The 23099-nt window shown below is 67.4% G+C and carries 25 protein-coding genes and 2 pseudogenes; 12 read left to right on the top strand and 15 right to left on the bottom strand.

Annotated features, from left to right (window positions below):
* Window positions 1–14 precede the first annotated feature (14 nt).
* The 4 genes from EI73_RS01345 to EI73_RS01360 are packed head-to-tail and all read right to left on the bottom strand — an operon-like array spanning window position 15 to window position 2377.
* On the bottom strand, window positions 15–425 hold the full coding sequence (locus EI73_RS01345) for an inorganic pyrophosphatase (protein ID WP_034383384.1): 411 nt from the start codon (window positions 423–425) through the stop codon (window positions 15–17).
* Window positions 422–805, bottom strand: coding sequence for a hypothetical protein (locus tag EI73_RS01350; RefSeq protein WP_034383387.1), 384 nt, complete (start codon window positions 803–805; stop codon window positions 422–424). Before EI73_RS01350 ends, EI73_RS01345 begins: the two co-directional genes overlap by 4 nt.
* A 35-nt stretch (window positions 806–840) precedes the next feature.
* Window positions 841–1491 carry a 16S rRNA (uracil(1498)-N(3))-methyltransferase gene (locus EI73_RS01355; RefSeq protein WP_231557250.1) on the bottom strand — a complete coding sequence of 217 codons (651 nt, stop codon included), beginning with the start codon at window positions 1489–1491 and terminating at the stop codon, window positions 841–843.
* Between the two features lie 46 nt (window positions 1492–1537).
* Window positions 1538–2377, bottom strand: coding sequence for a 50S ribosomal protein L11 methyltransferase (locus EI73_RS01360; protein ID WP_034383389.1), 840 nt, complete (start codon window positions 2375–2377; stop codon window positions 1538–1540).
* Between the two features lie 73 nt (window positions 2378–2450).
* Here EI73_RS01360 and EI73_RS01365 point away from each other — a divergent pair, with 73 nt between their 5' ends.
* The 4 genes from EI73_RS01365 to msrA all read left to right on the top strand — a co-directional run bounded on the left by EI73_RS01365 (window position 2451) and on the right by msrA (window position 5335).
* Window positions 2451–2954, top strand: a complete 504-nt coding sequence (locus EI73_RS01365) for a hypothetical protein (protein ID WP_081908939.1) — start codon at window positions 2451–2453, stop codon at window positions 2952–2954.
* Window positions 2955–2999: 45 nt separating this feature from the next.
* Window positions 3000–3791 (top strand): pyrroline-5-carboxylate reductase, encoded by a 792-nt coding sequence (gene proC / locus EI73_RS01370; RefSeq protein ID WP_034383391.1) that lies wholly within the window; start codon window positions 3000–3002, stop codon window positions 3789–3791.
* Between the two features lie 81 nt (window positions 3792–3872).
* On the top strand, window positions 3873–4622 hold the full coding sequence (locus EI73_RS01375; protein ID WP_034383393.1) for a TSUP family transporter: 750 nt from the start codon (window positions 3873–3875) through the stop codon (window positions 4620–4622).
* A gap of 155 nt (window positions 4623–4777) precedes the next feature.
* Window positions 4778–5335 (top strand): peptide-methionine (S)-S-oxide reductase MsrA, encoded by a 558-nt coding sequence (gene msrA, locus EI73_RS01380; protein ID WP_034387462.1) that lies wholly within the window; start codon window positions 4778–4780, stop codon window positions 5333–5335.
* A 20-nt stretch (window positions 5336–5355) separates the two neighbouring features.
* Here msrA and EI73_RS01385 read toward each other — a convergent pair whose 3' ends face one another.
* Complete coding sequence (locus EI73_RS01385) at window positions 5356–5994, bottom strand: MOSC domain-containing protein (RefSeq protein WP_034383396.1); 639 nt, start codon at window positions 5992–5994, stop codon at window positions 5356–5358.
* A gap of 44 nt (window positions 5995–6038) precedes the next feature.
* On the opposite strand from EI73_RS01385, the gene EI73_RS01390 reads away from it, so the two are divergent.
* From EI73_RS01390 to EI73_RS01405, 4 genes are all read left to right on the top strand, one after another.
* A complete protein-coding gene (locus EI73_RS01390) occupies window positions 6039–7616 on the top strand; it encodes a phospholipase D-like domain-containing protein (RefSeq protein ID WP_051935366.1) in 1578 nt (525 codons plus the stop codon).
* Window positions 7617–7666: 50 nt separating this feature from the next.
* Window positions 7667–8650: a porphobilinogen synthase gene (gene hemB, locus EI73_RS01395; RefSeq protein WP_034383398.1), complete on the top strand. Its 984-nt coding sequence runs from the start codon at window positions 7667–7669 to the stop codon at window positions 8648–8650.
* A gap of 4 nt (window positions 8651–8654) precedes the next feature.
* Window positions 8655–9125, top strand: coding sequence for a hypothetical protein (locus EI73_RS01400; RefSeq protein WP_034383400.1), 471 nt, complete (start codon window positions 8655–8657; stop codon window positions 9123–9125).
* A gap of 230 nt (window positions 9126–9355) precedes the next feature.
* Window positions 9356–9841, top strand: coding sequence for a hypothetical protein (locus EI73_RS01405; protein ID WP_034383402.1), 486 nt, complete (start codon window positions 9356–9358; stop codon window positions 9839–9841).
* Between the two features lie 51 nt (window positions 9842–9892).
* Here the strand turns inward: EI73_RS01405 and EI73_RS01410 are convergent, their stop codons facing one another.
* From EI73_RS01410 to sdhC, 5 genes and pseudogenes are all read right to left on the bottom strand, one after another.
* Window positions 9893–10378, bottom strand: coding sequence for a DUF2243 domain-containing protein (locus EI73_RS01410; protein ID WP_051935367.1), 486 nt, complete (start codon window positions 10376–10378; stop codon window positions 9893–9895).
* Window positions 10379–10527: 149 nt separating this feature from the next.
* The gene (locus tag EI73_RS01415) at window positions 10528–11280 is read right to left on the bottom strand and encodes a succinate dehydrogenase iron-sulfur subunit (RefSeq protein ID WP_051935368.1); all 753 of its coding nucleotides are present in this window, start codon (window positions 11278–11280) and stop codon (window positions 10528–10530) included.
* Between the two features lie 49 nt (window positions 11281–11329).
* Entirely contained in the window at window positions 11330–13081 is a 1752-nt protein-coding gene (sdhA, locus tag EI73_RS01420; RefSeq protein ID WP_034383408.1) for a succinate dehydrogenase flavoprotein subunit, read from the bottom strand.
* A gap of 17 nt (window positions 13082–13098) precedes the next feature.
* Window positions 13099–13476: a succinate dehydrogenase hydrophobic membrane anchor subunit gene (locus EI73_RS01425; protein WP_034383411.1), complete on the bottom strand. Its 378-nt coding sequence runs from the start codon at window positions 13474–13476 to the stop codon at window positions 13099–13101.
* A pseudogene (sdhC, locus tag EI73_RS01430) lies at window positions 13473–13838 on the bottom strand (succinate dehydrogenase, cytochrome b556 subunit); the annotation flags it as partial. The pseudogene sdhC and the gene EI73_RS01425, both read right to left, overlap by 4 nt.
* A 206-nt stretch (window positions 13839–14044) precedes the next feature.
* Here sdhC and EI73_RS01435 point away from each other — a divergent pair.
* Window positions 14045–14377 carry a hypothetical protein gene (locus tag EI73_RS01435; protein ID WP_034383415.1) on the top strand — a complete coding sequence of 111 codons (333 nt, stop codon included), beginning with the start codon at window positions 14045–14047 and terminating at the stop codon, window positions 14375–14377.
* A gap of 299 nt (window positions 14378–14676) precedes the next feature.
* Here EI73_RS01435 and EI73_RS01440 read toward each other — a convergent pair whose 3' ends face one another.
* Complete coding sequence (locus EI73_RS01440) at window positions 14677–15186, bottom strand: pyridoxamine 5'-phosphate oxidase family protein (protein WP_034383418.1); 510 nt, start codon at window positions 15184–15186, stop codon at window positions 14677–14679.
* A gap of 52 nt (window positions 15187–15238) precedes the next feature.
* Window positions 15239–16510 (bottom strand): MFS transporter, encoded by a 1272-nt coding sequence (locus tag EI73_RS01445; RefSeq protein ID WP_034383422.1) that lies wholly within the window; start codon window positions 16508–16510, stop codon window positions 15239–15241.
* A 101-nt stretch (window positions 16511–16611) separates the two neighbouring features.
* Here EI73_RS01445 and EI73_RS01450 point away from each other — a divergent pair, with 101 nt between their 5' ends.
* Window positions 16612–16914: a hypothetical protein gene (locus tag EI73_RS01450; RefSeq protein WP_034383425.1), complete on the top strand. Its 303-nt coding sequence runs from the start codon at window positions 16612–16614 to the stop codon at window positions 16912–16914.
* Here the strand turns inward: EI73_RS01450 and EI73_RS01455 are convergent.
* Complete coding sequence (locus tag EI73_RS01455) at window positions 16893–17669, bottom strand: RluA family pseudouridine synthase (RefSeq protein ID WP_034383428.1); 777 nt, start codon at window positions 17667–17669, stop codon at window positions 16893–16895. The two genes, EI73_RS01450 and EI73_RS01455, sit on opposite strands and share 22 nt — an antisense overlap.
* Window positions 17670–17687: 18 nt before the next feature.
* Window positions 17688–18065: a hypothetical protein gene (locus EI73_RS16640; RefSeq protein ID WP_231557251.1), complete on the bottom strand. Its 378-nt coding sequence runs from the start codon at window positions 18063–18065 to the stop codon at window positions 17688–17690.
* Between the two features lie 460 nt (window positions 18066–18525).
* Here EI73_RS16640 and EI73_RS01470 point away from each other — a divergent pair.
* Window positions 18526–19655: pseudogene (locus EI73_RS01470) on the top strand (IS3 family transposase).
* Between the two features lie 78 nt (window positions 19656–19733).
* Here EI73_RS01470 and EI73_RS01475 read toward each other — a convergent pair.
* Complete coding sequence (locus tag EI73_RS01475) at window positions 19734–20648, bottom strand: complex I NDUFA9 subunit family protein (RefSeq protein ID WP_034383433.1); 915 nt, start codon at window positions 20646–20648, stop codon at window positions 19734–19736.
* Window positions 20649–20765: 117 nt separating this feature from the next.
* On the opposite strand from EI73_RS01475, the gene EI73_RS01480 reads away from it, so the two are divergent.
* Window positions 20766–23054: an endonuclease MutS2 gene (locus tag EI73_RS01480; RefSeq protein ID WP_197050731.1), complete on the top strand. Its 2289-nt coding sequence runs from the start codon at window positions 20766–20768 to the stop codon at window positions 23052–23054.
* Window positions 23055–23099 lie beyond the last annotated feature (45 nt).

Below are 23099 nucleotides of genomic sequence, written 5' to 3' on the forward strand. Positions count from 1 at the left end.
CCGGAGTGACCTCCTCAGCGCTCGGCACCGAGGGCCTGTAGCCACGCTGCAGCCTCTTCCGGTCCGGCAAGCTGTGCCCCGCGCTCGGGCGGGAACCACGCGAGCAGCGCCAGCACGTCTCCGCCGTGGTGCGCCGCCAACTCGCCAAACAGCACCTTGTGGTCCCCGTCTGAGAGGCGCAGCAGGCCCGACGGCACAGCCGTCACGCGCTGCCCGACCGCAAGCGGTTCGCCCAACCACACGGCGTCCACCTCCGCCCCGTCAGCAGGGTTGACAAGCCCGGGCAGGCAGCCGTAATTGACCGGAGCGGGCCAGGGCTCGGTTCGGTACGGCAGAAGCTGCCCGCCGCGCCACACAAAGCGGTCCACCGTGCCGCGCGTCCACTCCACCACCCCCTCGACGGGTGTGCTCGGCGTCCCCGTCACGGCTGCACCTCGTACAGCTCGACCTGACGCAGGACCGTGTCCCCAAAGCTCAGCAGGGCCCGGTACGCGCCGCGTTCGGGGGCCGGAAGCCGAAAGGTCGCCTCCCGCTGCGCCGCGTCCAGGTACACGCTGTCCTGCCCGAGTTCCTGCGGCCCGTTAAACCACGTGACCCTCAGGTACCCCGGTTCAAAACGCCCCTCCATGCGCGTTCGCAGCAGCAGCGTGTTTCCATCACGCGTGAGGGTGGCCGCCGTGACCCGCGCCGGAAGCGTCACCTCCACCGGTTTTGGAATCAGCGGGACATAGGCGTAGCGGCAGGCGCTCAGTGCCGGAAGCAGCAGGCCGGTCAGCAGCAGGAGGCAGAGGGAAGAAGAGCGCATGGGCGCATTCTAGAGACGGCCGATGAGCCTTCCGCCTACACGCCCGTCGCCACAATCGCCCCCAGCAGCGCCACCGGGGCCGTTTCGGCGCGTAGGATGCGGGGACCGAGGGTCACGGGCACAGCGCCCCGTGCCGTCAGGGTGGCGACCTCGGTGTCGGCGAGGCCGCCTTCCGGGCCGGTCAGGACCGTCACCGGTGCCTTCCAGCTCAGGTGATCGCTGAGCCGGGCGGATGCACCGGGCTGCGCGACGAACAGTTGACCTTCCCAGCTCAGCTCCGCGAGGGGCAGGGGGTCCAGAACCTGCGGCACAACAGCGCGGCGCGACTGCTTGCTCGCCTCCTGAGCCACGCGGCGCAGGCGCAGGAGCTTTTGCGTGCCGATCTCACGGGCGTCGGCATGCCGCGTGACCAGGAGTTGTACCCGCGCCACACCGAGTTCGGTGGCAGCGCGAACCACATCTGCCAGCTTGTCACCCTTGAGCAGGGCCACCGCCAGGGTGACGGGCTGCGGCGTCTCGGCTGTTCCCGCGAGGCGTTCTCCCAGCGTCAGCACCGCCCGCCCTTCTTCCAGCCGGGTGAGGATGGCTTCGGCCTCCGTGCCCTGGCCGTCGAAGACGCGCACGGTCTCTCCCTCGTGCAGCCGCAATACCTGCAGGTGCCGGGTCTCGCGGGGGCCGAGCGTCATGGTGGGGGCAAGGGCCTCCACCCGAACTCTATGCGGGGCCACCACGTCACTCCAGTGGCGCACGGGCCGTCACCAGAGCCCACTCGCCCTCCAGCGTCTCCTGTATGTCCCCGAAGCCCTCGCGCCTCAGCGCCGCGCCCACCAGCGGCAGCTTCACGGTCAGGATGCCCGTCAGCACGAGCACGCCGCCCGGCACCAGATGGGCGGCGTACTCTCCGGCAAGGAGGTCATGCAGTTCGGCATACAGGTTGGCCACCACCACGTCATAGGCATCTACGCCCTCTTCAGGGAGGGTGAGGGGGGCTTCTCCCAAGGTGCCCTCCTCGAAACGCACCCGCTGCGCCGGGACGCCGTTGCTCTCCGCATTCTCCCGCGCGACCGGAATGGTGACCGGATCGATGTCCACTCCAAGGGCGAAGCTCGCCCCCAGCAGCGCCGCCGCGATCGCCAGCACCCCGCTCCCGGTGCCCACGTCCAGCACCCGTGCTCCCTGGCCCTCGGGTCCCAGCGCGGCGAGGTCGAGCGCCGAGAGGGCCTCCACTGCGAGCCGAGTGGTCGCGTGGTGTCCGGTTCCAAAGGCCATTCCGGGCTCGATCACCAGCGGGAGCTGCCCGGCTTCGGTCTCCTCGCGCAGCCACGGCGGCACGATCGTGACTCGGCCCGCCCGCACGGGCCGCAGCGTCCGTTTGAACTCGGCCAGCCAGTCCTGATCGGCCTCCTCACGCCACTCGCCGTCTGCGACCCCGGCAGGCAGCTCGGTGCGCGCGTCGAAGTAGGCGCGGATCACGCCCGCCCGTTCCTCCAGGCCGGTGGCACCCGCCTCCCACAGCAGGTCGAGGTCAGCTTCGCGGGTGTCCAGGGTGCCGGGCAGGTGGTACACGAGCATGGGGAAAGTCTAGGGCCTAGGGGCAGTCTTTAGAAAACCACCCGGGTCATCTTCCGCGCGGTACTGATGAAGAATGAACACAACCCGCACGCTGAAACAGGCCGAAGCCCCACAGACCGAAGCCAACTTGCTCCGGCGCTGGCTGCCGGTGGCCGCGGCGGGTCTGGCGGGCGCCCTTACGGTGACCCTCCTGAACGAGGGGGCACGGCGCGTTCTGCCCCACGCCCCGCGCATGGACGTGATCGGTGAGCGGGCCCTGGGGAAGTCGCTGCGAGGCGCCGGTGTGAAGCCGCCGCGCGGTGAGGACCTGTACCGCTGGACGCTGGGGGCTGACCTTGTCTCGAACGCCCTCTACTACAGTCTGGTGGGCGCCGGAGCGCCGCAGGGCGCGTGGTCACGGGGCAGCGCGCTTGGCCTGGCCGCGGGCTTGGGGGCTGTCTTTCTGCCCCGGCCCCTCGGGCTGGGCCGCCAGCCGGGCGAACAGCCCCCCCTGACCCAGCTGCTGACTGTGGGCTGGTACCTCGCTGGGGGGCTTGCCGCGGCGGCAACCTACCGCGCGGCCCGCAGGGCATCCTAGTCACCTGCCTTGGGAAGGGGACACGGCGCCCCTATACTCCCCGGCATGAGACTCGCCATCGTCGGTGTCGGGAAACTCGGCCTCGCCCTGCTTACGGGCGTTACCTCGCGCGGTGTGATGCCCGCAGGCGAGATCGGCCTGCTCGACGCAAACGCGCCGCGCGCCGCCGAACTCGCCGCCCGCACCGGCGCGCGCGTCCTCACCTGGGCTGACCTGCGTTCGGCAGACCGCATCCTGGTCAGCGTGCAGCCGCGCGTCTTTCCCGAGATCAGTGATCGGCTCGCGCAGGAAAGCACCGGCTACATCAGCACGATGGCGGGCGTGAGCACAGGAACCCTCACCCGCCGCCTCGGGACCCAGCGGGTGGTCCGGGTGATGCCCAACCTCGCCGCGACCATCGGTCTGAGCCAGACGGCCATCACCGCCTCCCGCGAGGCCGAGGGCGCCGGTGACCTCGACTTCGCTCGGCAGCTCTTCGGCTCGGTTGGCGACGTGTACGACCTCCCCGAACACCTCTTTAACGCCTTTACCGGCATGAGCGCCTCGGGTCCCGCCTACGCTGCCGTCTTTGCCGAGGCCCTCGCGGACGGCGGGGTGCGTATGGGCCTTCCCCGTGCTCTGGCGCACGAACTCGCCGCCAAACTGCTCATCGCCAGCGGCGAACTCCTTCAGAAACGGGCCCACCCCGGCCTCCTCAAGGATGAGGTCGCCAGTCCCGGCGGGACCACCATCGCCGGGCTGGAGGTGCTGGAAGCCGCGGGCGTGCGCGGGGCGCTGATGCGCGCGGTTGTAGCGGCCACCCGCCGGGGGGCAGATCTGGGCCAGGATCAGGAGTAGGGGAGAGGTCCGCAGGTGGCCGCCCGTTCCGGCTTCGGTGTCTGTCCGAGCGGAGGGCGAAGGGCTCCTATACTGCCCCCCGTGCCCGGTCCCGAAGTCCTGCTCTACGGTCTTCCCCTCGCCTTTCTTGCCGGCTTCATCGACGCGGTAGCGGGCGGGGGGGGAACGATCACGCTTCCGACGCTCTTTTTTATGGGCCTCTCGCCCGCGCAGACGGTTGCCACAAACAAGCTGCTCGCCATCTTCGGTTCCGGGAGCGCCACCTTTCAGTACTGGCGCAAAGGGCACGTGGCGCGGGCCTTGGTGCTGCGGCTGATTCCGCTGGCACTCGCGGGGAGTGCGCTGGGAGCCTACCTCGTTCACTTCGTGGATCCGGACGCCTTTCGCACGCTCGTCGGCGTGGTGATCCTCGGTGTCGGCGCGCTCGTGCTCGCGAATAAACGCTTCGGCCTGGAGGACCGTTTTCCCGGCCTGACCGCCCGCACGCTGGCCTTGACGTTGCCCGGTGCGTTCATCATCGGCGTATACGACGGCTTTCTAGGTCCCGGCACCGGCACCTTTCTGATGTTCCTGTTCGCTCTGGTGGGCTTTAACCTCGTTCGCGCGAGCGGGAACGCCCGCACCATCAACTTCGCCACCAACCTGGGCGCGTTCCTGTTTTTTCTGTTCCAGGGCCAGATGGTCTGGTGGATCGGCCTGCCCATGGGCGTCGCCAACGCGCTGGGGGCCACGTTGGGTGCGCGGATGGCGATGCTGCGCGGCAGCGGCTTTGTCAAGGTGATGTACGGGGTGATCGTGGTGTTGGTGGCAGCGCGGCTGCTCACCCAGTGATCTTTGATGGAAGAACGTCCAGGAAGGCACCAGAGGGTCTTGCGCCGGTCGGGTTTGTCTGCGACTCACCGCCATGTCGCATCAGGGTGGCGGGAAGACAGGCAAACCGTGCCTCCCGCCCCCTCCTGCTCGCCGGGATGCGCCAGAATCTGGCCATGACCTCACCACAGGCGGGCAGACAGATGCAGCAGGCGATCCTCGCGGGCGGGTGCTTCTGGTGCACGGAGGCGGTGATGAAAGAGGTGCGCGGCGTGACAAAGGTGGAGAGCGGCTACATCGGCGGACACGTGCCCAACCCCGACTACCGCACGGTGTGTAGCGGCAAGACGGGTCACGCTGAGGCGGTGCGCGTGACCTTTGACCCCACTCAGGTGAGCTTTCGCGACCTGCTGATGCTGTTTTTTGCCACGCACGACCCGACCACCCTCAACCGGCAGGGGGCGGACGTGGGCACCCAGTACCGCAGCGCCGTTTTCCCCCTGAACGAGGAGCAGGAGCGGGAGACGCGCGCCGTGATGGCCGAACTCACCGCGCAAGGGGTGTTTGACCGCCCCATCGTGACCACCATTGAACCTGCTGGCCCCTTCTATGTGGCGGAGGACGAACACCAGAACTTCTACGCCCGTAACCCCAACCAGCCGTACTGCCGGGCCGTCATCACGCCCAAGGTCGCCAAGTTTCGCCAGGCGTACAGTGACCGGCTGCGGGCATAAGCGGGGAACGCCGCTGCACCTCAGAACCGCTCGGCCAGCAGCTGCTCGACGTTTCGCCTCAGCCGCAGCGCAAGTGGAGAGGCCAGGTAGCGTTCCAGGGTCTCCCGGGAAGGCTGCGGCCCGTACCACAGGTCGAAGAGCTCCGCGACCGTGGGAGCGCCGCCCGGTGCAGCCTCGCGGGTCACCTCGTCGCCGCAGCCCACGTCGCCGCCCTCGAGCACGCGGGTGTAGAAGCCGGGGCGGCGGGCACCCGCAAAGCGTTTCACGAACCCGGCGTCCTCCATCCGGGCACCCAGCGTGCCGCAGGGGATACGCGGCGCGGTGACTTCCAGCAGGACGGTGCCGATGCGGAACCGTTCCCCGACGCACACGCCCGCCGACTCCAGACCGCTCAGCAGCAGATTCTCGCCGAAGGTGCCGGGATCAAGGGGCTTTCCCAGGGTCTCCGTCCAGTGGTCGTAGTCCTCGCGTGTGTACACGTACACGGCCTGGTCGGGGCCGCCGTGATGCTGGCGGTTGAGGACGTGGTCGCCATCCAGCCCGGTGACCGTCACCCTGACCCGCCCCGGCACCGGGTGCTTGCGGATGCCTGTGATGGTCGTGCGGTTCCCGACCTGAAGGGCTGTGGGCTGGCCGACATTCACGCTGAGGAGCCTCATAGGGTGAGGCTAGCAGCCCTGGAACGCGGCATACTCTCCTCAACATGTCTGCCGTCTTGGCCTCCCGCCTCCTCGTCTGGGCGCTTCAGGGCCTGGTTCTGCTGGCCGGGCCGCCGCTGGAGGCACAGGCACGGGGCGCTGTCTTTCCGGCAGGGGTTCATCTGGGCCTGAACCTGCCCCCGCCCGATCTCCGCGCGCTCGATGGCCTGGGGCTGAACGCCTGCCCTCCTCCGCAGGCGCCCCTCGACCGCCTGCTGTACGACTGGACGGTGAGCGAGGGTGCGGCCCTGAGCTGTGGGAACCGGGTGGAGGGCCTGCTGCACTTTCCGCAGGCGAATCCGGCCTATAGCGCGCAGCCGCGCACCCCACACGGCGCCTTTGACCTGCTCGCAGCGCAGGTGCGGGAGGCGCGCCGCGAGCTCCTGCTGGCCAACATGATCTGGGATGACGGCCCCGCAGCGCCGGGGGCCCAGCTTGCGCGGGCGCTTGCCGCACTCCGGCAGGATGTGGCGCAGCACCCCGAACGCTACCCGGCGGGCCTGACTGTCCGCGTGCTGCTGGGCAATGCTGTGCGCCTGGGCGACCTGCTCGACCCCACCGCCAGCGCCTACGGTGCCGCTCGGCACCTGCTCGCTGCGGGGATTCCGCTGGCGGGGGATACGGTGCCCGGCTGGCGGCTGGAACTCGCCAACTATGCCTACACCTACCCGCACAACCACAGCAAACTCGTCGTGCAGGACGGAGAAACGGTTCTGACCGGAGGGTTCAACGTCAGTTTCCATCACCTGCCCGCCGGCGCGCCGGGTGGCGGGGATCTCACCGACCTGGCGCTGCGCGTGCGGGGACCTGTGGCGCGGCACGCTGTCGCGGCGTTCCGGGAGAGCTGGGCGCACAGCCGCCTGCTCTCCTGTCACGCTCCGCCCACGCCGGAGACGCTGCGCCGCGCCTGCACCTTTACCCGTCCCGCGTCCCCCTGGCCGCTGATCTGGGCGGCTCCCGCGCCCGCTGCCGGTGAAGACCATGTCTACCCCCTCTACCGCCGAAGTGGATACACCACGGCGGACGACGCGGTAGCGGCCCTTTTTGGTGCGGCAGAAACAAGCATCGATGTCATGCAGTCGCAGATCAGCGGGACCTTGGGCTGCCTGGGGGACCTCGTGGAGGAGAACGGCTGTCCCCCCGACCGGCAGCTTCCGGTGTGGCGGGCCGCCGTACAGGCCATTCGCGAGCGGGGCGTGACCGTTCGGCTGCTGCTCGACTACGATCCCCTCCTGCAGGCCGAGACGCTCGCCCTGCTGCGCGGTCTGCTGGCCGAACTGACCCCGCTGGGCCTGGCAGAGCACGTGCAGGCCCGCTGGTACGGCACGGCGGGTGGTCTGCACACCAAGGCGGCGCTGATCGACGGCCAGATGCTCACCGTGGGCAGCCAAAACCTCCACCACTCCGCCTTTGGTCCCCTGGGCTTGGGGGAATACACCCTCGCCACCAGTGATCCCGAGGCCATCCGCGAGTATGGGGAGATGTTCGCCTTCGAATGGGCCCGTGCGCAGCCCATTTGCGCGCCGTGGTGGTTGCCTTCCGGCCTTCCTGAACAGAGGGCCAGAGATTCGGCGTGTCCCTGACCGCTGTCCACCCCCCATTCCCGGCGTGCCCCCTGCGCTAGCCTGCCCGTATGCTTGACCGTCCCCGTCGTCTGCGCCGCACAGCTGGTCTGCGCGCCCTCACGCGCGAGGTCACGCTCGCGCCGCAGCACTTCATTCACCCGGTGTTCGTGCACGAGCAGGACACCACAGAACCTGTCGCCACCATGCCCGGCGTGAGCCGTCACAGCGTCGCCGGGGCGGTGGAGCAGGCTCGCGCGGCCCTTGAGCTGGGCATCACCAGCGTGATCCTGTTTGGCATCCCCGACGAAAAGGACCCGCAGGGCAGCCAGGCGTATGCGGAAAGCGGGATCATCCAGCGCGCGGCGGCGGCCATCAAGGCCGCGGTACCTGCCCTCACCGTAATCGCCGATACCTGCCTGTGCGAGTACACCGACCACGGGCACTGCGGCCCGCTGTGCCAGACCGGGAGCGGTGAGTGGACGGTAGACAATGACGCCGCGCTCGACCTCCTGGCACAGACGGCGGTGTCTCAGGCGCGCGCGGGGGCGGACGTGGTCGCTCCCAGCGCCATGATGGATGGGCAGGTCGGGGCCATCCGTGCGGCCCTCGATGCCGCCGGCTTCGAACACGTCCCCGTGATGAGCTACGCCGTGAAGTACGCCAGCGCCTACTACGGTCCCTTCCGCGACGCGGCGGGCAGCGCGCCCAGCGTGGGGAATCGAGCGACCTACCAGATGGACCCGGCGGGGGGAGAGCGCGAGGCGCTGCGGGAAGCGCGGCTGGACGCCGAGCAGGGTGCAGACTTCCTGATGGTCAAGCCCGCCCTTGCCTACCTCGACATTCTGCGGCTGCTGCGCGAGACCTTTGATCTGCCGCTCGTCGCCTACAACGTGAGCGGCGAGTACGCGCTCGTCAAGGCCGCCGCGCAGGCGGGCTACATGGACGAGCGCCGGACCGTCCTTGAAACCCTCACTGCAATGCGGCGGGCCGGAGCCGACGCGATCATCACCTACCACGCGCTTGACGCGGCACGCTGGCTGCGAGAGGGCTGAGGCAGTGACCGGCGAGACGACCCCTGGTCAGGTGGCCTGGATCGACACAGCGCTGTGGCCGGGCCGCCTGGGCCTCAGCCCTGACCAGGAACTGGCCGACCTCGGGCGCCTGGCCAGGCAGGGCGTGAACGTTCTTGCCCTCCTCATTGGGCCGCACGAGGGCGAGCGGTGGGACTTGCCCGAGGTCCATGCCCTCACGGTGATCGCCTGCCCCATCCAAGGCCAGGCCGGGCTGCATGGTCCAGGCCCCTTCACCTCCTTCCTCGAGGAGCTGATGGAGCACCTCCTGGACGGCCGCGCCGTTGTCGTGCATGGCTGCGGCGAGCCGGGGTGGGCGGGTCTGAGCGCTGTATGCCTGCTCATCCAGGCAGGCATGCCGCCCGAGCAGGCGGTCACGCGGGTGCGTGCGGCGTGCCCCGGGGCCATCGGGACGACCGCGCACGAACAGTTCGTGGACGACTTCGCTGCCCGCTGACCAAGGAGAATCCGCTATGGTCACCGCCGGCTGGTTGACGGGATGCCCGGCGGCCCACGCGGCAGCGGTCGCTTGCCCCGCGAAGCCTGGACAGAAGTGCACGAGACCATGGAGAGGAGCGGCCTGGCCTTGCCCGGTTCTGCCTCAGCCCCTGAGGGCGGTGCCCCCTCATGAGCACAGCTTGAGCCCAATGAGGCCAATGGGTCAGAAAGGCGGCCCAAACTGAGGGCATGTTCAAGACTGCCCTGACCTGTCTGGGGGCCGCTGCGCTGCTCGCCGCCTGTGCCCCCGCCTTGACTGCGCCGACGGTGGGCCGCATCGTGAACGCTGCGACCGGACAGGAGGGCACTGTGAATTTCCCCCCCGGGGCCCTTTCCGGCGGCACGAGCAGTACGGACAATGTTGTCATCCAGATCGGCGGACAGACCTACCTGGGCCGCGCCACGTTGCTGGCAGCAGCAGGAACCGTTCCGCTGCGGCCTGCCCTCGACGTCACCTTCGGCGCAGGCTTTTGGAACACTGTGCCCGGCTGGGCCTGGGGCGGCCAGCTCACCACCGGCACCCCACAGATCACCCTGCGCAGCGGCAACCTCATCGCCAGGACCACCGGGGCAACCCCCCGAACCCTGACCTGCACCCTTCAGGTGGATGCCGAGGGCCGCGGCATCGGCGAGTGTACCGGCAGCGACGGCGCGCGGTACGCGATGCAGTTCTGAGGGAGCGTTCAGTTTTGGCCGTCAGCAAAAGAAGCGCTCCGGGGTACGGCCCTATGCCGCTGCTCGGCGCATCAGGCTCCAGCCCACCAGCAGCATGACGGCCCCCCAGATCAGGAAGCCGATGTCGTAGGCGAGCTGATCAGGCCCGGGGCGAACGTGGTGAACCCCAAGCAGCTGGTGGTTGATCAGGCCCTCGACCACGTTGAACAGGCCCCAGCCTAGGAGCAGGGTACCGACGAAAGCGGAGGTCCGCCAGGTCGCGTGCTGGCCCCGCAGGCCGCTCCACAACAGGAACACCCCCAGGACCGTGAAGACCCAGGTCATGGCGTGAAAAAGGCCGTCGGCAAGCGTGTTGCGTCGCAGGTTTTCGGGGGTGGTGGGCGGATAGACCTCGCTGACCAGGTGATGCCATTGCAGGATCTGGTGAAGCACGATCCCGTCGAAAAACCCCCCCAGGCCCAGCCCGAGCAGGACTCCTCCCCAAAGCGAACGCCGCCCGGCAGTTGTCCCGTCCATTTCCCTTTCCCGTGTCGTCATCAGTTCTCTCCTCACCGTTATCCTGAAGGCTTCGCAGGTGCGGGGTGTGTGCGCCGCCTTCACCCGCGTTGAGCGTCCCAAAGCAGAAGGCGGAAGCCCCCTGGCCTCCGCCCCTCTGTTTGCTGATCGCTGATCGCTGACGGCTCCCCTTACGCCTGCTGGTACATCACCGCGCGCTTGACCTCCTCGATGATGGTGGTGATCGGGATGTCACGCGGGCATGCCTCGGTGCAGTTGTAGGCGGTGCGGCAGCGCCACACGCCGGTATTTTGGTTCATGATGTTCAGCCGCTGGTGGGTCGCCTGGTCGCGGCTGTCAAAGATAAAGCGGTGTGCCTGCACGATGCTGGCGGGACCAAGGTAGGAGCCGTTGACCCAGAAGATCGGGCAGGAGGTCGTGCAGCACGCGCACAGGATGCAGTTGCTGGAATGCTGCATCCGGTCCGCCTGCTCGGGCGATTGCAGCCGCTCGGTCGCGGGCGGCGGATCCTCATTGATGAAGTAGGGCATAATCGCCCGGTACGCGTCAAAGAAGGGATCCATATCCACCAGCAGGTCCTTTTCGACCTTCAGACCGCGGATGGGCTCGACGGTGAGGGTGCCGCCGTCTTTGACCACGTCGCGCAGCAGCGTCTTACAGGCCAGGCGGTTGCGTCCGGCGATCAGCATGGCGTCGCTGCCGCAGATGCCGTGGCCGCAGGAACGGCGGAAGGTGAGGCTGGGATCGATGTACCACTTGACGTAATTGAGCACGTCAAGCACCCGGTCGCTGGGCTGGGCCTCCACCGGGTAGGTCTCCCAGTGCGCCTTTTTGTCCTGTTCGGGGTTGAAGCGCAGGATCTTGACGTTGACCCGGATGGTCGGGGTGGTGTAGGTGTCAACGGGAACGTGCTGTTCTGCCATGTCTTTTCCTCTGAAGTGTGAGCCGTGGGGAAGCACGGCCCACACCCTGTCAGTACACGCGGGGCTTGGGCTCGAAGGCGCGGGTGAAGCCCTTGAGGACCACGTCCTTGTAGCCGATCACCACCCGTCCAGGATGGTCCAAATCCCGGTAGGCCATGGTGTGCTTGAGCCAATTGGTGTCGTCGCGCTCGGGGTAGTCCTCGCGGTCGTGCGCCCCGCGCGACTCCTTGCGGTTGAGCGCACTCGCCGTCATCGCCTCGGCGCAGTCCAGCATAAACCCGAGCTCCATCGCCTCGATCAGCTCGCTGTTGTAGCGCTGGCTGGGATCGGAAACGCTCACGTGCGCGTAACGGGCCTTGAGTTCCTGCAGGATGCCGACCTGCTTTTCCATATCCGGGCCGTTGCGGAAGATGCCGACGTTATTCATCATCGACTCTTGCAGCTCCTTGCGGATCACGGCGCCGTTTTCCTTGCCGCTCGCGTGGCGCAGGCGGCTAAACATCTCCAGGGTGTCCCGTTCGGGGTGCTCCGGCATCTCGGGATACTCCGCCTGCCGGGCGTAGGCCGCGGCCGCGATTCCCGCGCGGCGGCCGAACACGACCAGGTCACCCAGGCTGTTGGTCCCCAGGCGGTTTGCGCCGTGCAGGCTGACGCAGGCCTGCTCACCCGCCGCGTACAGGCCCTCGACCGTGGTGCCCGCCCCGTCCGCCAGGCACAGGCCGTTGATGTCGGTGGGAATCCCGCCCATCGCGTAGTGGGCAGTGGGCTGCACGGCGACCAGATCCTTGACCGGATCCTGCCCCAGGTACGTCCTGGCGAGGTCCGTGATCTCCGCGAGCTTGACCTCGATCACCTCGCGCGGCAGGTGCGTGAGATCGATGTGCACGGCGTCCTTGTCGTGGCCTACGCCGCGTCCCTCGCGTATCTCCTTGATGATGGAGCGCGAGACGATGTCGCGCGGCGCGAGGTCCTTGATGGTGGGCGCGTAGCGCTCCATAAAGCGCTCGCCGCTCGCGTTGCGCAGAATGCCGCCCTCCCCGCGAATCCCCTCCGTCACCAGAATGCCCAGCTTGGCCAGACCGGTGGGGTGGAACTGGTAGAACTCCATGTCCTCCAGCGGCAGGCCCTTGCGGTAGTAGATGCTCATCAGGTCGCCGGTGAGCGTCAGGGCGTTCGAGGTGATCTTAAAGATCCGCCCGAAGCCCCCCGCGGCGAGAATCACGGCCTTCGCGTGAAAGGTGTGGACCTCGCCCGTCGCGTAGTGGTAGGCGACCACGCCGCAGCAGCGCCCCCGCTCGATAATCAGGTCGGTGACGTGGAACTCGTTGTAGAAGGTGGTTCCGGCCTTGACGTTCTGCTGGTACAGCGTTTGCAGAATCATGTGGCCGGTGCGGTCCTGCGCGTAACAGGAGCGCTCGACCGCCGCCTTGCCGAAGTCGCGGGTGTGGCCGCCGAACTTGCGCTGGGCGATTTTGCCTTCGGGCGTGCGGGAGAACGGGAGCCCCATATGCTCGAGCTCGTAGACCGCCTCGATGATGTCCTTGGCAAAGACTTCCGCCGCGTCCTGGTCGGTGAGGTAGTCGCCGCCCTTGACGGTGTCGAACATGTGCCATTCCCAGTGGTCCTCGGTCACGTTGCCCAGCGCTGCGCCGATGCCGCCCTGCGCCGCCCCGGTGTGGGAACGGGTGGGGTAGAGCTTGGAGATGCAGGCAACCGACACGTTGCCCTTGGCGGCGTACAGCGCGGCCATAAGCCCCGCGCCACCCGCACCGACGACCAGTACGTCGTAACGATGATGCATAGGAATCAGCGTCCTTTTTAGATGGAGAACAGGCCGACCGTGCCCAGCAGGAAGATCACGGCACAGACGGTGTAGAAGATGCCTTTGACCCAGGCGCGGTTGGGGCGCGAACGCACATAGTCCTCGATGGAGTAGCGTGCGCCGTTTGCGCCATGCAGCATGGCCAGCAGCAGGATCATCCAGTCATAGAACTTCCAGGCGGGGTTTTGCAGCTTGAAAACGACCGCGTCGAAGGTGGCGTCCGCTTCACTCACCTGAATAAAGGTCATGTAGATATGGCCGAGCACCAGGAACATCAGGATCAGGCCGCTGATCCGCATGAAAATCCACCAGTTCAGCTCGGCGTTGGAGTGGGCCTGCTGCCGGGCGTCCGTGAGGGTGCGGGCGCGAATCACGCTTCACCCCCGAGGAGACGGCCAATCACCACAAAGGCGGTGTAGGCGGTGGCAAGCAGCGTGAGCCCGAGCACGCCGTAAAACATCTGGCGCTGGTACGCGACACCCCGCCCGGTAAAGTCCATCACGATGATGCGCAGGCCGTTGAGAGCGTGGTACACAACGCCTGCCGTGACCAGGATCAGGCCGAGGCTAAAGATCGGAAGCTCATAGAGCGTATGCAGGCTCATGTAGGCCCGCTCGCCAAACATAAACAGGCTGATACTCACGACGTGCAGCAGAAAGTAGGCCAGGATCGCCAGCCCGGACAGGCGGTGAAGCAGGAAGGCCCACTGCCCTTCTCTTCCTCGGTACATTCCCTCTTCCTCCTCTTGCTCCCTCCCCCATGGAGGGCGGCGGGGTGCCGTGTGGGTGAGACTTCACGCCACTTTGACAGACGGCTAGAAGATACCACCCGCTTCTAGGGTCTGCCCGTTCCTGTCCCGCTCCGCGGAATGCCGCCTGTTACTGCGGCGGTAAGGGGGAGCAAGCCGCCACTCCCCTTGCCCTTTCGCGCTAGGGTGCAGGCATGACGCGGCAAGGCGCGCCCACTCCTCCCAGCTCCAATGACGTGGAGTACGTTCGCAAGCTCGCCCTGGCGATTCTCAGCACGCTGCAGAGCAGGGGCCTCCTGAGCGCTGAGGATGTGGACGCCATCCTGATCGCGGCCCGCCGAGCGGCCCAGGGCTCGCCGGAGCGGTCTCCGGACGTCCCGTCCCGCGTTCCTCAGATCACCGTTCGGCCGTCCTCCCCTCCGGCTCACCTCAGCTGGCAGGTGACCCCGCCGCCCGCCTCCCCTCAGGCAGACGGCGCGAACGGGGAGGAGACGCCTCCCCCGGTGATTGACATCAACCTGGATTGAGGCGAGCGGGTCTTGCTTTCCTGCTCTGCCGGTTCCTCAAAGTTCGCCCCAGGCGCGTCGTCCTGGGGCGAAGGCGTCTTGACATACCCGCTGTCTCAAGCCGGGGCTTTTGACACGTCTGCGGCCACCCGCTGCGTTTTGTCCCGACGGGTCTGCCCGACCCGGTACGCCTGTTCGGCGCGGAAGGCTCACCCGAAGGGTGGAGGGAAGCACGTTTTGACTTCCACCCCCATTCCTTCGGGGCGATTCGCTCACGCCACGGATGAATTCGGGGGCTTGCGCGAATCTTTTGGTCAGCCTCAGAGCTTGACGGTGGCGTTGTCCCCCATATCGGTGGCGGGCTTTCCGGTGACGGCGGCGCGGGCCATCTGGAAGAGGGCCTTCATCCGGCCACTGCCCTCCCAGTACTCGGCTCCCTGGGCGCTGACCTTGATGAGCTGAATGTTCGGGTCGTCGATGCCCTGCGGGAAGTACGCCTTGTAGAGGTCACTCCACAGTTCTTCCAGCTTGGCCCGGTCCTCGACGAGCTCGGCAACCCCGCTCACACTCACGTAGTTGTTTTTGCCAGGGTCCGAGTAGCTGACGTTGACCTGCGGGCGAGCCGCCATGCACTGCACCTGTTCGGTGTCCTTGCCCCCGATAAACCAGATGTCCCCGTCGAATTCGGTCTGCTGGGTGGTCATGGGGTGCGCCTTGAGGTGCCCCTCTGCGGTCGTGACCGTCAGCATGGCGAACTTCACGTCCTTGATCAGCCCGGCCAGGGTTTTGATCGCTTCCTCACGGGTCGGATGTTCGGTGTGTTGGGTCATGGAGCGAGCTTGTCACGGGCCCTACCGCCGCTTCTGGCAGGAAGGGCACCGTCTAAAGGTTCCCGTCAGGTTGCGTGAGGGGCCGCCTGCGGACGACCTCCGGCACGTTCCGCACCAGCACCACGCCCGCCAAGAAAAACAGCGCCGCTCCCCCGAAGACGAGGGTGTACCCCACGTTGGGCCCCTGCGTGTTTCCCCAGTCGAGCAGGGCACCCTGCGGCGCACTGGAAAGCTGCGGCGCAACAAAGGCCACGTGCCAGATGCCCATATCGCGGGCGTAGCTGCTCGCGCTGGGCAGCGCGTCACTTCCCAGCGCCCAGTCCACGCTGGTAAAGGCGCCGAAGCCCAGCCCGAACACCACGGCAAGCACCAGGGCCGCTGGGTACCCCGGCGCGACCAGCAGCAGGAGGGCTGCCGCCGCCATCACTGTGCCCGCCACATAGATCACGGGTTTGCGGCCCACCCGGTCGCTGATCCGCCCCCCGATCAGCGCGGAGGCGATGCTTCCCGCGATGATGCACACCAGCATGATCGAGGTGCTGGTTTCGGGCTCGGGTTGCCGCAGCACGTCCGCGTTGTAGTACTGCAAAAAGGGCTGCACGCTGTACTGCCCGAGTGCGAACAGCACCCGCGTCACAAACACCCACAGGAAGGGGGGGTAGGCGAAGAGTTGCTGCCAGGTCAGGGGAGGAGTGTTCGGGGCGAGCGCGGCCGCTGCGTCCTCGGGGACCCCGCGCAGGGTGACCAGGGCCGGGACCAGCAGCACCACGGCGATCAGCCCAAAGGACACCAGCGCCGGCCATCCCAGCAGCCCCACCACAAAGGCCGCGACCGCTCCCAACAGTTGCCCGGCCGCCTGGAGCAGGCCCATCACGCCGCTGTAGTGGCCCCGCTGGGCGGGCGGCACGAGTTGCGGGATCAGCGCGCTGTAGGGGGCGGTGGCATAGTTATTCCCGAACTGCACAAGCAGGAAGCCCAGCACGTACACCCAGAAGCCCCCCATGCCCGAAAGCGCCGAGGCCGCCCAGGCCATCACGCCCAGGCCCGCAAGATTGACGCCCAACCCCAGCCGGATGTAGGGCAACCGCCGGCCGGTACGGTCGCTGCGGGCACCGATGATGGGGGGCAGCACCAGCGCCAGCACCGCGCCCAGCGCGGTCAGAAGGCCCAGGTACGTGCCCTTTTGCTCCTCGCCCACGAAGCGCACCACGTTCGCGGGCATCAGGATCAGCAGCAGCAGCAACCAGTGAAAGGCTGTTCCGAACCAGAAGGCCGACAGCACCCAGGGGCTCACGCGCGGGGCTGGGAAGGAAGGGGAGGTCATGTGCGGCCAGTATAGGCCGCTCCTTTACCCGCTCTTCACGCCCGTTTGGGGTGTGGCGGAGGCAGCAGTTCGCGCTCCTCTGAGCGCGTCACACTGCGGCCATGACCGCACGCCTGAACCTGCAAGAGGCTCTTGAGGCTTTCCAGTCTGCTTTCAACTCCGATCATCCGGAGGGTGTGACCATCACGCCCCGCGTCGAGGACAGCACGCTGTACATCGAAGTCCGCACGCAGGATGTGAACGCCCGGCGCGGCTTCGACGTGGTGGCCGAACCGCTGGAGAGCGAGGGGCGCAGTGCCCGGCAGCTCGGCGAGGACCTGGCCCGCGTCGTGGAGCAGGAGCTGATGTACGGCCAGCTTCCCGCGGTGGGAGAAGACGGGGCCTACCGGCGCATCGTCGTCTGAGCGGGGGCCTCGGGCAGCCCCGCCCAGAACTCCTGCAGGTCAGGCGCGAGCGGGGCCCACCCCACGAACTGCGTGCCCGCCCAAGGAAAGGCGATACGGGCGGCGTGGAGGGCCTGCCGGGGCAGCAGCAGCCGCGCGGTGAGTTCGGGGGTCTGGCCGCTTTGGATGAACTCTAAAAACGCCTGCGGGTCGGGCCCGTAGATCTTGTCCCCCACCATGGGCAGGCCCAGGTGTGCGAGGTGCGCGCGAATCTGATGCAGGCGGCCCGAGCGCGGATACGCCTCGAGCAGCGTGAAACCGGCCCGCCGCTCGACCACCCGGAAGTCGGTCACCGCTGGCCGCCCGTTCGGCACCACCGCCTGCCGAACGGCGATCCGGTTGGCCCCCCCCAGCCCCAGGTCTCCCAGCGGCGCGTCCAGCGTGTACCGCTCCCAGTCGGGCGAGCCGTGCACGATGGCGAGGTACGTTTTTCCAACGAGGTGTTCCTTAAACAGGGTGAAAAACCGCCGTGCCGCGTCCGCGTCGCGCGAGAGCAGTTGCGTGCCGCTCGTCTCGCGGTCGAGGCGGTGCGGCGGCGCAAGGTCCCGCTCCCCCGTCTCTGCCCGCAGAAAGGTGAGCACGTCGGGCACGTCCACCCGCGCCCGAACCGGATGGGTGAGCCACAGCGCGGGCTTGTGCACCACGTAAAAGTCGGGGTGCTCCACCAGCACGCGCGGTTTTTCGGTGGGGGGGAGGAGGGGTGCGCGAGCGGTCACGGTCGCAAGCTAGCGTATTCAGGGGTGTGCAAAGAGGGTCCGAAAGAGCGTGCGGACCTGGCGAAGCGGGGTGGGCTGGGCCCAGTAGGGCAGGCTGGAGGTGGCATTGGTCACCAGAAAGTGGCCGGGTTGGCTCACTGTCATGACGGCATTCCAGCCGGCACGAAGCTTTAACTGGTAGGAAGTGTTCAGGCCGCTGCAACGGCCCCGGACCGTCGCTGCACGGTCACTATAAAACCACTGGGCTCGCCGGGTGGGATTGGTTGGATGATCCGCCTGACTAAGAAGGGTGGCCGCGTTACGCGCCGGTTGATAGGCCAGCAGCGACTCGGCGATGTAGATGTTCGGCTCGCTGGGCAGGCTGCGAACACCCGCACAGAATTGAGCGGGACTCACCGGCGGATGAAACTTTTCCGGGATTCCGATTTGGAATTGTCCCCCTTGAAGGTGTCCAACGCCTACCAGATGGCCAGCCGTCAAGTTCGTCAGGAGCACCAAGACTCCGTCCCGACCCAGCTCACGTTCTAGAACGGCAAGATTGTGCACTTGCCCTTCGAGGCCCACCGCGACCGCTTGGGCCGCCGGTGTGAGCAGCAGCGCCGTGCCCAGCAGACCGCTGGACCAGCGGGAGAGGAGCCCAGGCAAGCCAAGTCGTCGCGAGTGCTGTTGTCCAAGCTGATGGTGCGGCATCGGCGGGAAGGTAGAACCTGTCCATCAGGGACGTATCAGCACCCCGCCTGCGCCAACCCCTTTCAAAGGGCGCCGCCTCTTTGTATCCACCCGAGCAAAGCACGGGTCTGAGGGTGACCCGGTTTTGCGCAGGTGGAGAGAAGCCTCGAAGATAGGAGGCGCCATCATGACGAACCGCGGAATTCATACCGCCGAGTTCAAGCGAGATGCAGTGCAACTTGCCCGAACCAGCGGCAACCTCTCGGGCACCGCCCGCGACCTGGGCATCAACGTCTCACTGCTCCGGAAATGGATGAACGTCGAGCGGGAGAAAGGTGATGGAGCGTTCCCAGGGCAGGGGAAGCAGGTCCTCACCGTGGAGCAGCAGGAGATGCAGCGGCTCCGCAAAGAGAACGAGATCTTGCGTTAGGAGCGCGAAATCCTGAAAAAAGCGGCGGCCTTCTTCGCCAAAGAGACCATACGCTGAGGTACCGCTTGGACGTGATGTGCCGGGTGCTGGAGGTGTCGGTGAGCGGGTACCACAGTTGGCGAAGAAGGCCACTTTCCCACCGCAAGCAGCAGGATGCGCTGCTCCAGCAGCGCATCCGAGACGTTCACCAGCGCGGCAAGGGCAGGTATGGGGCGCCACGAGTTCACGCGGAACTGCGGGCCGAAGGTCTGCGCGTCTCTCGAAAGCGCGTGGCTCGCCTGATGCGTTCAGGGGGGCTGTGCGCCAAGGGGAAGCGACGCTGGGTGCGAACCACCGACAGCCATCACTCCCTCCCGGTCTGCCCCAACCTGCTGGAGCGCCAGTTCGAGGTTCAGCAGCCCCATCAGGTCTGGGCATCCGACATCACGTACGTGCCGACCCGGAAGGGCTGGCTGTACCTGGCGGTCACCCTGGACCTGCATTCGCGGGCCGTGGTGGGCTACGCGATGGATGCGTCCATGCCCGCCACCCTGCCGCTAGCCGCCCTTCGAATGGCCGCTGGACGTCGTGATCCGCCGCCGGGCTTGCTCCATCACAGCGATAGGGGCAGCCAATACGCCAGCAGAATCTTTCAAGACGAACTGGCCCGCCTGCGGGCCAGGGGCAGCATGAGCCGCAAGGGGGATTGCTGGGACAATGCCGTCGTGGAGAGCTTTTTCAGCTCCCTGAAGCGGGAGCTGTTCGAGGACGCCATGTTCGAGAATCGAGAGGTTGCCAGACGCGCCGTGTTCGAGTTCATTGAGGTCTTCTCCAACCGCCAGCGCCGCCACTCGACTCTCGGGTACTTGACGCCCCACGAGTTCGAACGCCAAGCGACAACCGCTTAACTTCAACTGCGCAACATCGGGGCAGGCCCAGGCCCGCGGGAGGGAGGATGGACGGAGCGCTGCTCTCCCGTATCCGTATCAATGTGCAGAACTGGACCGGCGAAGGATCTCCGGTAACCGGTCCCGAAGACGGTGCATGGGAAGACCAAACACTGTCCGCGCGGGTTCGTTGGGCGCGGTATTGCCTGCCTTGAGCATCACGTACTGGTCACGGGTGATGGGCGGATGGGGGAGAACCTGCATCAGCGGCACGGCCACGTTCATCAGGGCGAGCGGCACCGGGACGATGGGCCGCTTCTGGCCCAGCGCGCGCTGCTCCTGCTCGAGGAGTTCGCGGAAGGTGTACTCCTCCGGGCCAGTCAGGGCGTACGTCTGCCCGGCCGTCTCCGGCTTTTCGAGCGCCCCGGCAAAAGCCAGCGCCACATCCTCCACGCTGACCGGCCGAAAGGGAAAGGAACCGTCCCCGATCATGGGCACAACCGGCGCGGCGGTCACAAGGTCGCGCAGCACCCGCCCGAAGAAATCGTCCCCCACGCCAAAAATCAGGCTGGGCCGGAAGATGGTCCATTCCAGACCACTGTCGTGCACCAGGCGCTCGGCCTGGCCCTTTGTGGCGCTGTAGCGGCTCGCGCTGGCCTCGTCTGCACCCAGGGCACTCATGTGCAGAAAACGGGCGCCGCGCGGGGTGGCGGCGAGCACGTGTCGGGTGCCCTCCACATGAACCCTCTGAAAGGTCTGGCTGCCCGTCTCCTCGATGATGCCCACGAGGTGGATCACCGCGTCCGGCTCGGCCTCGCCCACCGCCCGCAGAACGCTTCCCGGATCGGTGACGTCCAGGGTGATGCCGCGCGCCCCTGGCAGCGCCTCCCCGCCCCTTGACCCGGCGTAGACCGTGTGGCCCCGCTCGACCAGTTCCCGGACGATGGAGCGTCCGACAAACCCCGTTCCGCCCGTGACGAGGACGCGGCGGGGACCCGCTGGAAAGGTGGTCATACCCTATTGCCTCACATTCTGGGCGACAGGACCGTAAGCGGGCATGCGGCTTGCCTGCCCTCTAGGCCACCCGGCGCACGTTCCGGGACCGGGCGCGTTGTTATCCTCCTTGTTGAGATGCCGTTTGCCCCCCGTGCCCTGAACGCCCTGGACTTTCCCCGCATTCGTGACGCGCTGGTCGAGCGCAGCGCCACGCCCTTAGGGAGAGAGCGGGCTCGGGCACTGATGCCCTCTGCGGATGGGGGCCGCATTGCCCGCGAACTGGACGAGGTGGAGGATGCCCTGTTCGGCGTGAGCCTCTCGCTGGGCGGGATTGGGGACATCCGTGAGCTGCACGCGCGGGCGCAGGAGGGCCGGGTCCTCTCCGGGCAGGACCTGCTGAATGCCGCGTACTCCCTCGACGGCGCGATGGCGGTGCGGCGGGCGATCAACGCCAATTCGCGTGGACCGCTGCGTGACGTGGCGCTGGGCCTGGGTGACCACAGCGAGCTGGTGCGCCGGGTGCTGTCCTCCCTCGACCGTGATGGGGCCGTACGCGACGATGCCAGCCACACGCTGCGCGACCTGCGCAAACGCATCGAGCCGCTCAGGAACCGCATCCGCGAGCGCCTGGCGGCCACGCTGGAGAAGTGGGCGGACGTGCTGCAAGAGCACCTTGTCACCATTCGCCGCGACCGCTACGTGCTGCCGGTGCAGGCCAGCCGGGTGGGCCAGGTCCAGGGCATTATCGTGGACGCCTCGGCGACCGGGCAGACCTACTTCGTGGAACCGGCCGCCATCACTCCGCTCAACAACGAACTCGCCCGCCTCATCCTGGACGAGGAGGCGGAGGTGCGGCGCATCCTGGCCGAGCTGTCGGGTCTGCTTGCCCAGGACGCCGAGATTCCCATGACCCTGGCCACGATCGGCGAACTCGACCTGATCGCCGCCAAGGCCCGCCTGGCCCGTGACTGGCGGCTTAACCGCCCCGAACCCGCGAGCGATCACACCTATGACCTGCGGGAAGCTCGTCACCCCTTGATCGAGAACCCCGTTCCCAACGACATCGGGCTTGGGGAAACCAAGCTGCTGTTGATCACCGGCCCCAACATGGGCGGCAAGACGGCCACCCTCAAGACGCTGGGCCTTGCCGTCCTGATGCACCAGTGCGGGATGTACGTGCCCGCCGCCAGCGCTCGGCTGCCCGTGGTCCGCGACGTGCTTGTTGACATCGGGGACGAGCAGAGCATTGAGGCGAGCCTCTCCACCTTCGCCTCGCACCTCAAGCACCTCAGATACGTGCTGCGGCACGCCGCGCCCGACACCCTGGTCCTCGTGGACGAGCTGGGCAGCGGCACCGACCCCGAGGAGGGGGCGGCCCTCGCGCAGGCGCTGATCGAGACGCTTCTCGCGCAGGACGCGCGCGGCATCATCACGTCGCACCTCTCGCCGCTGAAGCTTTTTGCGCTGGAAACGCCGGGGTTGAAAAACGCCTCGATGGGCTTTGACCTGGAGACGCTCAGCCCCACCTACCGCCTTCAGGTGGGGCAGCCGGGCCGCTCGTACGCGCTGGCGATCGCTCGGCGCATGGGTCTGCCGCCGGCTGTGCTCGCGCGTGCCGAAGAACTCCTCGGTCCCGACGCGGGCCTGATGGAACGGATGCTGGAGGGCCTGGAGCGCGAACGCACCGACCTCGCCGCGCAACTGGAAGCCGCGGCGGCGGCCCGCCGTGAGGCAGAAGCCGAACTCGCCCGGGTGCGCCACGAACGCGAGACGCTGGACGCCCGCCGAAACGAAATGTTGGCAGAAGCTGCGCAGAAGGCTGAAACGCTCTATGCCGACGCCATCGAGCGGGTGCGCACGCTGCGGGCCCGCGCGCAGGAGGACAGCGCTCGTCCGCGCGTGATGCAGGAACTGCGCGAGCTGCGCGCGGCCGCGCAAAAAGCCCGCCCCACCCCGCCTCCCTCCCGTGAGGAACGCGGCGACCCCATCCGCGTGGGCAGCACGGTAGACGTACCCGCCTACGGCGCCCAGGGCCAGGTGCTGGAGATGCGCGGCGATGACCTGGTGGTGCAGCTCGGCGTGATGAAGGTCGGCGTGAAGCGCCGCGACGTGCGCCTGAAACCTGAGCCCAAGGTCCGGGCCCCCCGGCCCACCTTTGCGGGCACCCGGCCGGGCAACTTCCAGCACGAGCTGCAACTGCGTGGCCTGGGGGTCGAGGAGGCGGTCGAGGAGCTGCGCCAGGCGATTGCCGAGGCACACGCACTCAAGGAGACGCCGCTGCGGGTGGTTCACGGCAAAGGCCAGGGCGTCTTGAGGCGGGTGCTGCGCGACTACCTCAAGACAGATAAGCGCGTCGAGTCCTTCCACGACGCGGAGGCCAACCAAGGCGGGCACGGCGTGACGGTGGTGAACGTTCGAACCTGAGTTCGGCCCCTTCATCAAAAGTCGGCGCGGAGGCGTCAAGATGCG

It is taken from the genome of Deinococcus sp. YIM 77859 (genome assembly GCF_000745175.1).
Classification (GTDB): Bacteria; Deinococcota; Deinococci; order Deinococcales; family Deinococcaceae; genus Deinococcus.

Excerpts from the sequence above, each read along its gene's own strand:
- EI73_RS01350 (WP_034383387.1), bottom strand. The coding sequence starts at position 805 with ATGCGCTCTTCTTCCCTCTGCCTCCTGCTGCTGACCGGCCTGCTGCTT.
- EI73_RS01355 (WP_231557250.1), bottom strand. The coding sequence starts at position 1,491 with ATGACGCTCGGCCCCCGCGAGACCCGGCACCTGCAGGTATTGCGGCTG.
- EI73_RS01360 (WP_034383389.1), bottom strand. The coding sequence starts at position 2,377 with ATGCTCGTGTACCACCTGCCCGGCACCCTGGACACCCGCGAAGCTGAC.
- EI73_RS01365 (WP_081908939.1), top strand. The coding sequence starts at position 2,451 with ATGAACACAACCCGCACGCTGAAACAGGCCGAAGCCCCACAGACCGAA.
- proC (WP_034383391.1), top strand. The coding sequence starts at position 3,000 with ATGAGACTCGCCATCGTCGGTGTCGGGAAACTCGGCCTCGCCCTGCTT.
- msrA (WP_034387462.1), top strand. The coding sequence starts at position 4,778 with ATGACCTCACCACAGGCGGGCAGACAGATGCAGCAGGCGATCCTCGCG.
- EI73_RS01385 (WP_034383396.1), bottom strand. The coding sequence starts at position 5,994 with ATGAGGCTCCTCAGCGTGAATGTCGGCCAGCCCACAGCCCTTCAGGTC.
- EI73_RS01390 (WP_051935366.1), top strand. The coding sequence starts at position 6,039 with ATGTCTGCCGTCTTGGCCTCCCGCCTCCTCGTCTGGGCGCTTCAGGGC.
- hemB (WP_034383398.1), top strand. The coding sequence starts at position 7,667 with ATGCTTGACCGTCCCCGTCGTCTGCGCCGCACAGCTGGTCTGCGCGCC.
- EI73_RS01405 (WP_034383402.1), top strand. The coding sequence starts at position 9,356 with ATGTTCAAGACTGCCCTGACCTGTCTGGGGGCCGCTGCGCTGCTCGCC.
- EI73_RS01410 (WP_051935367.1), bottom strand. The coding sequence starts at position 10,378 with ATGACGACACGGGAAAGGGAAATGGACGGGACAACTGCCGGGCGGCGT.
- EI73_RS01415 (WP_051935368.1), bottom strand. The coding sequence starts at position 11,280 with ATGGCAGAACAGCACGTTCCCGTTGACACCTACACCACCCCGACCATC.
- sdhA (WP_034383408.1), bottom strand. The coding sequence starts at position 13,081 with ATGCATCATCGTTACGACGTACTGGTCGTCGGTGCGGGTGGCGCGGGG.
- EI73_RS01435 (WP_034383415.1), top strand. The coding sequence starts at position 14,045 with ATGACGCGGCAAGGCGCGCCCACTCCTCCCAGCTCCAATGACGTGGAG.
- EI73_RS01440 (WP_034383418.1), bottom strand. The coding sequence starts at position 15,186 with ATGACCCAACACACCGAACATCCGACCCGTGAGGAAGCGATCAAAACC.
- EI73_RS01445 (WP_034383422.1), bottom strand. The coding sequence starts at position 16,510 with ATGACCTCCCCTTCCTTCCCAGCCCCGCGCGTGAGCCCCTGGGTGCTG.
- EI73_RS01450 (WP_034383425.1), top strand. The coding sequence starts at position 16,612 with ATGACCGCACGCCTGAACCTGCAAGAGGCTCTTGAGGCTTTCCAGTCT.
- EI73_RS01475 (WP_034383433.1), bottom strand. The coding sequence starts at position 20,648 with ATGACCACCTTTCCAGCGGGTCCCCGCCGCGTCCTCGTCACGGGCGGA.
- EI73_RS01480 (WP_197050731.1), top strand. The coding sequence starts at position 20,766 with ATGCCGTTTGCCCCCCGTGCCCTGAACGCCCTGGACTTTCCCCGCATT.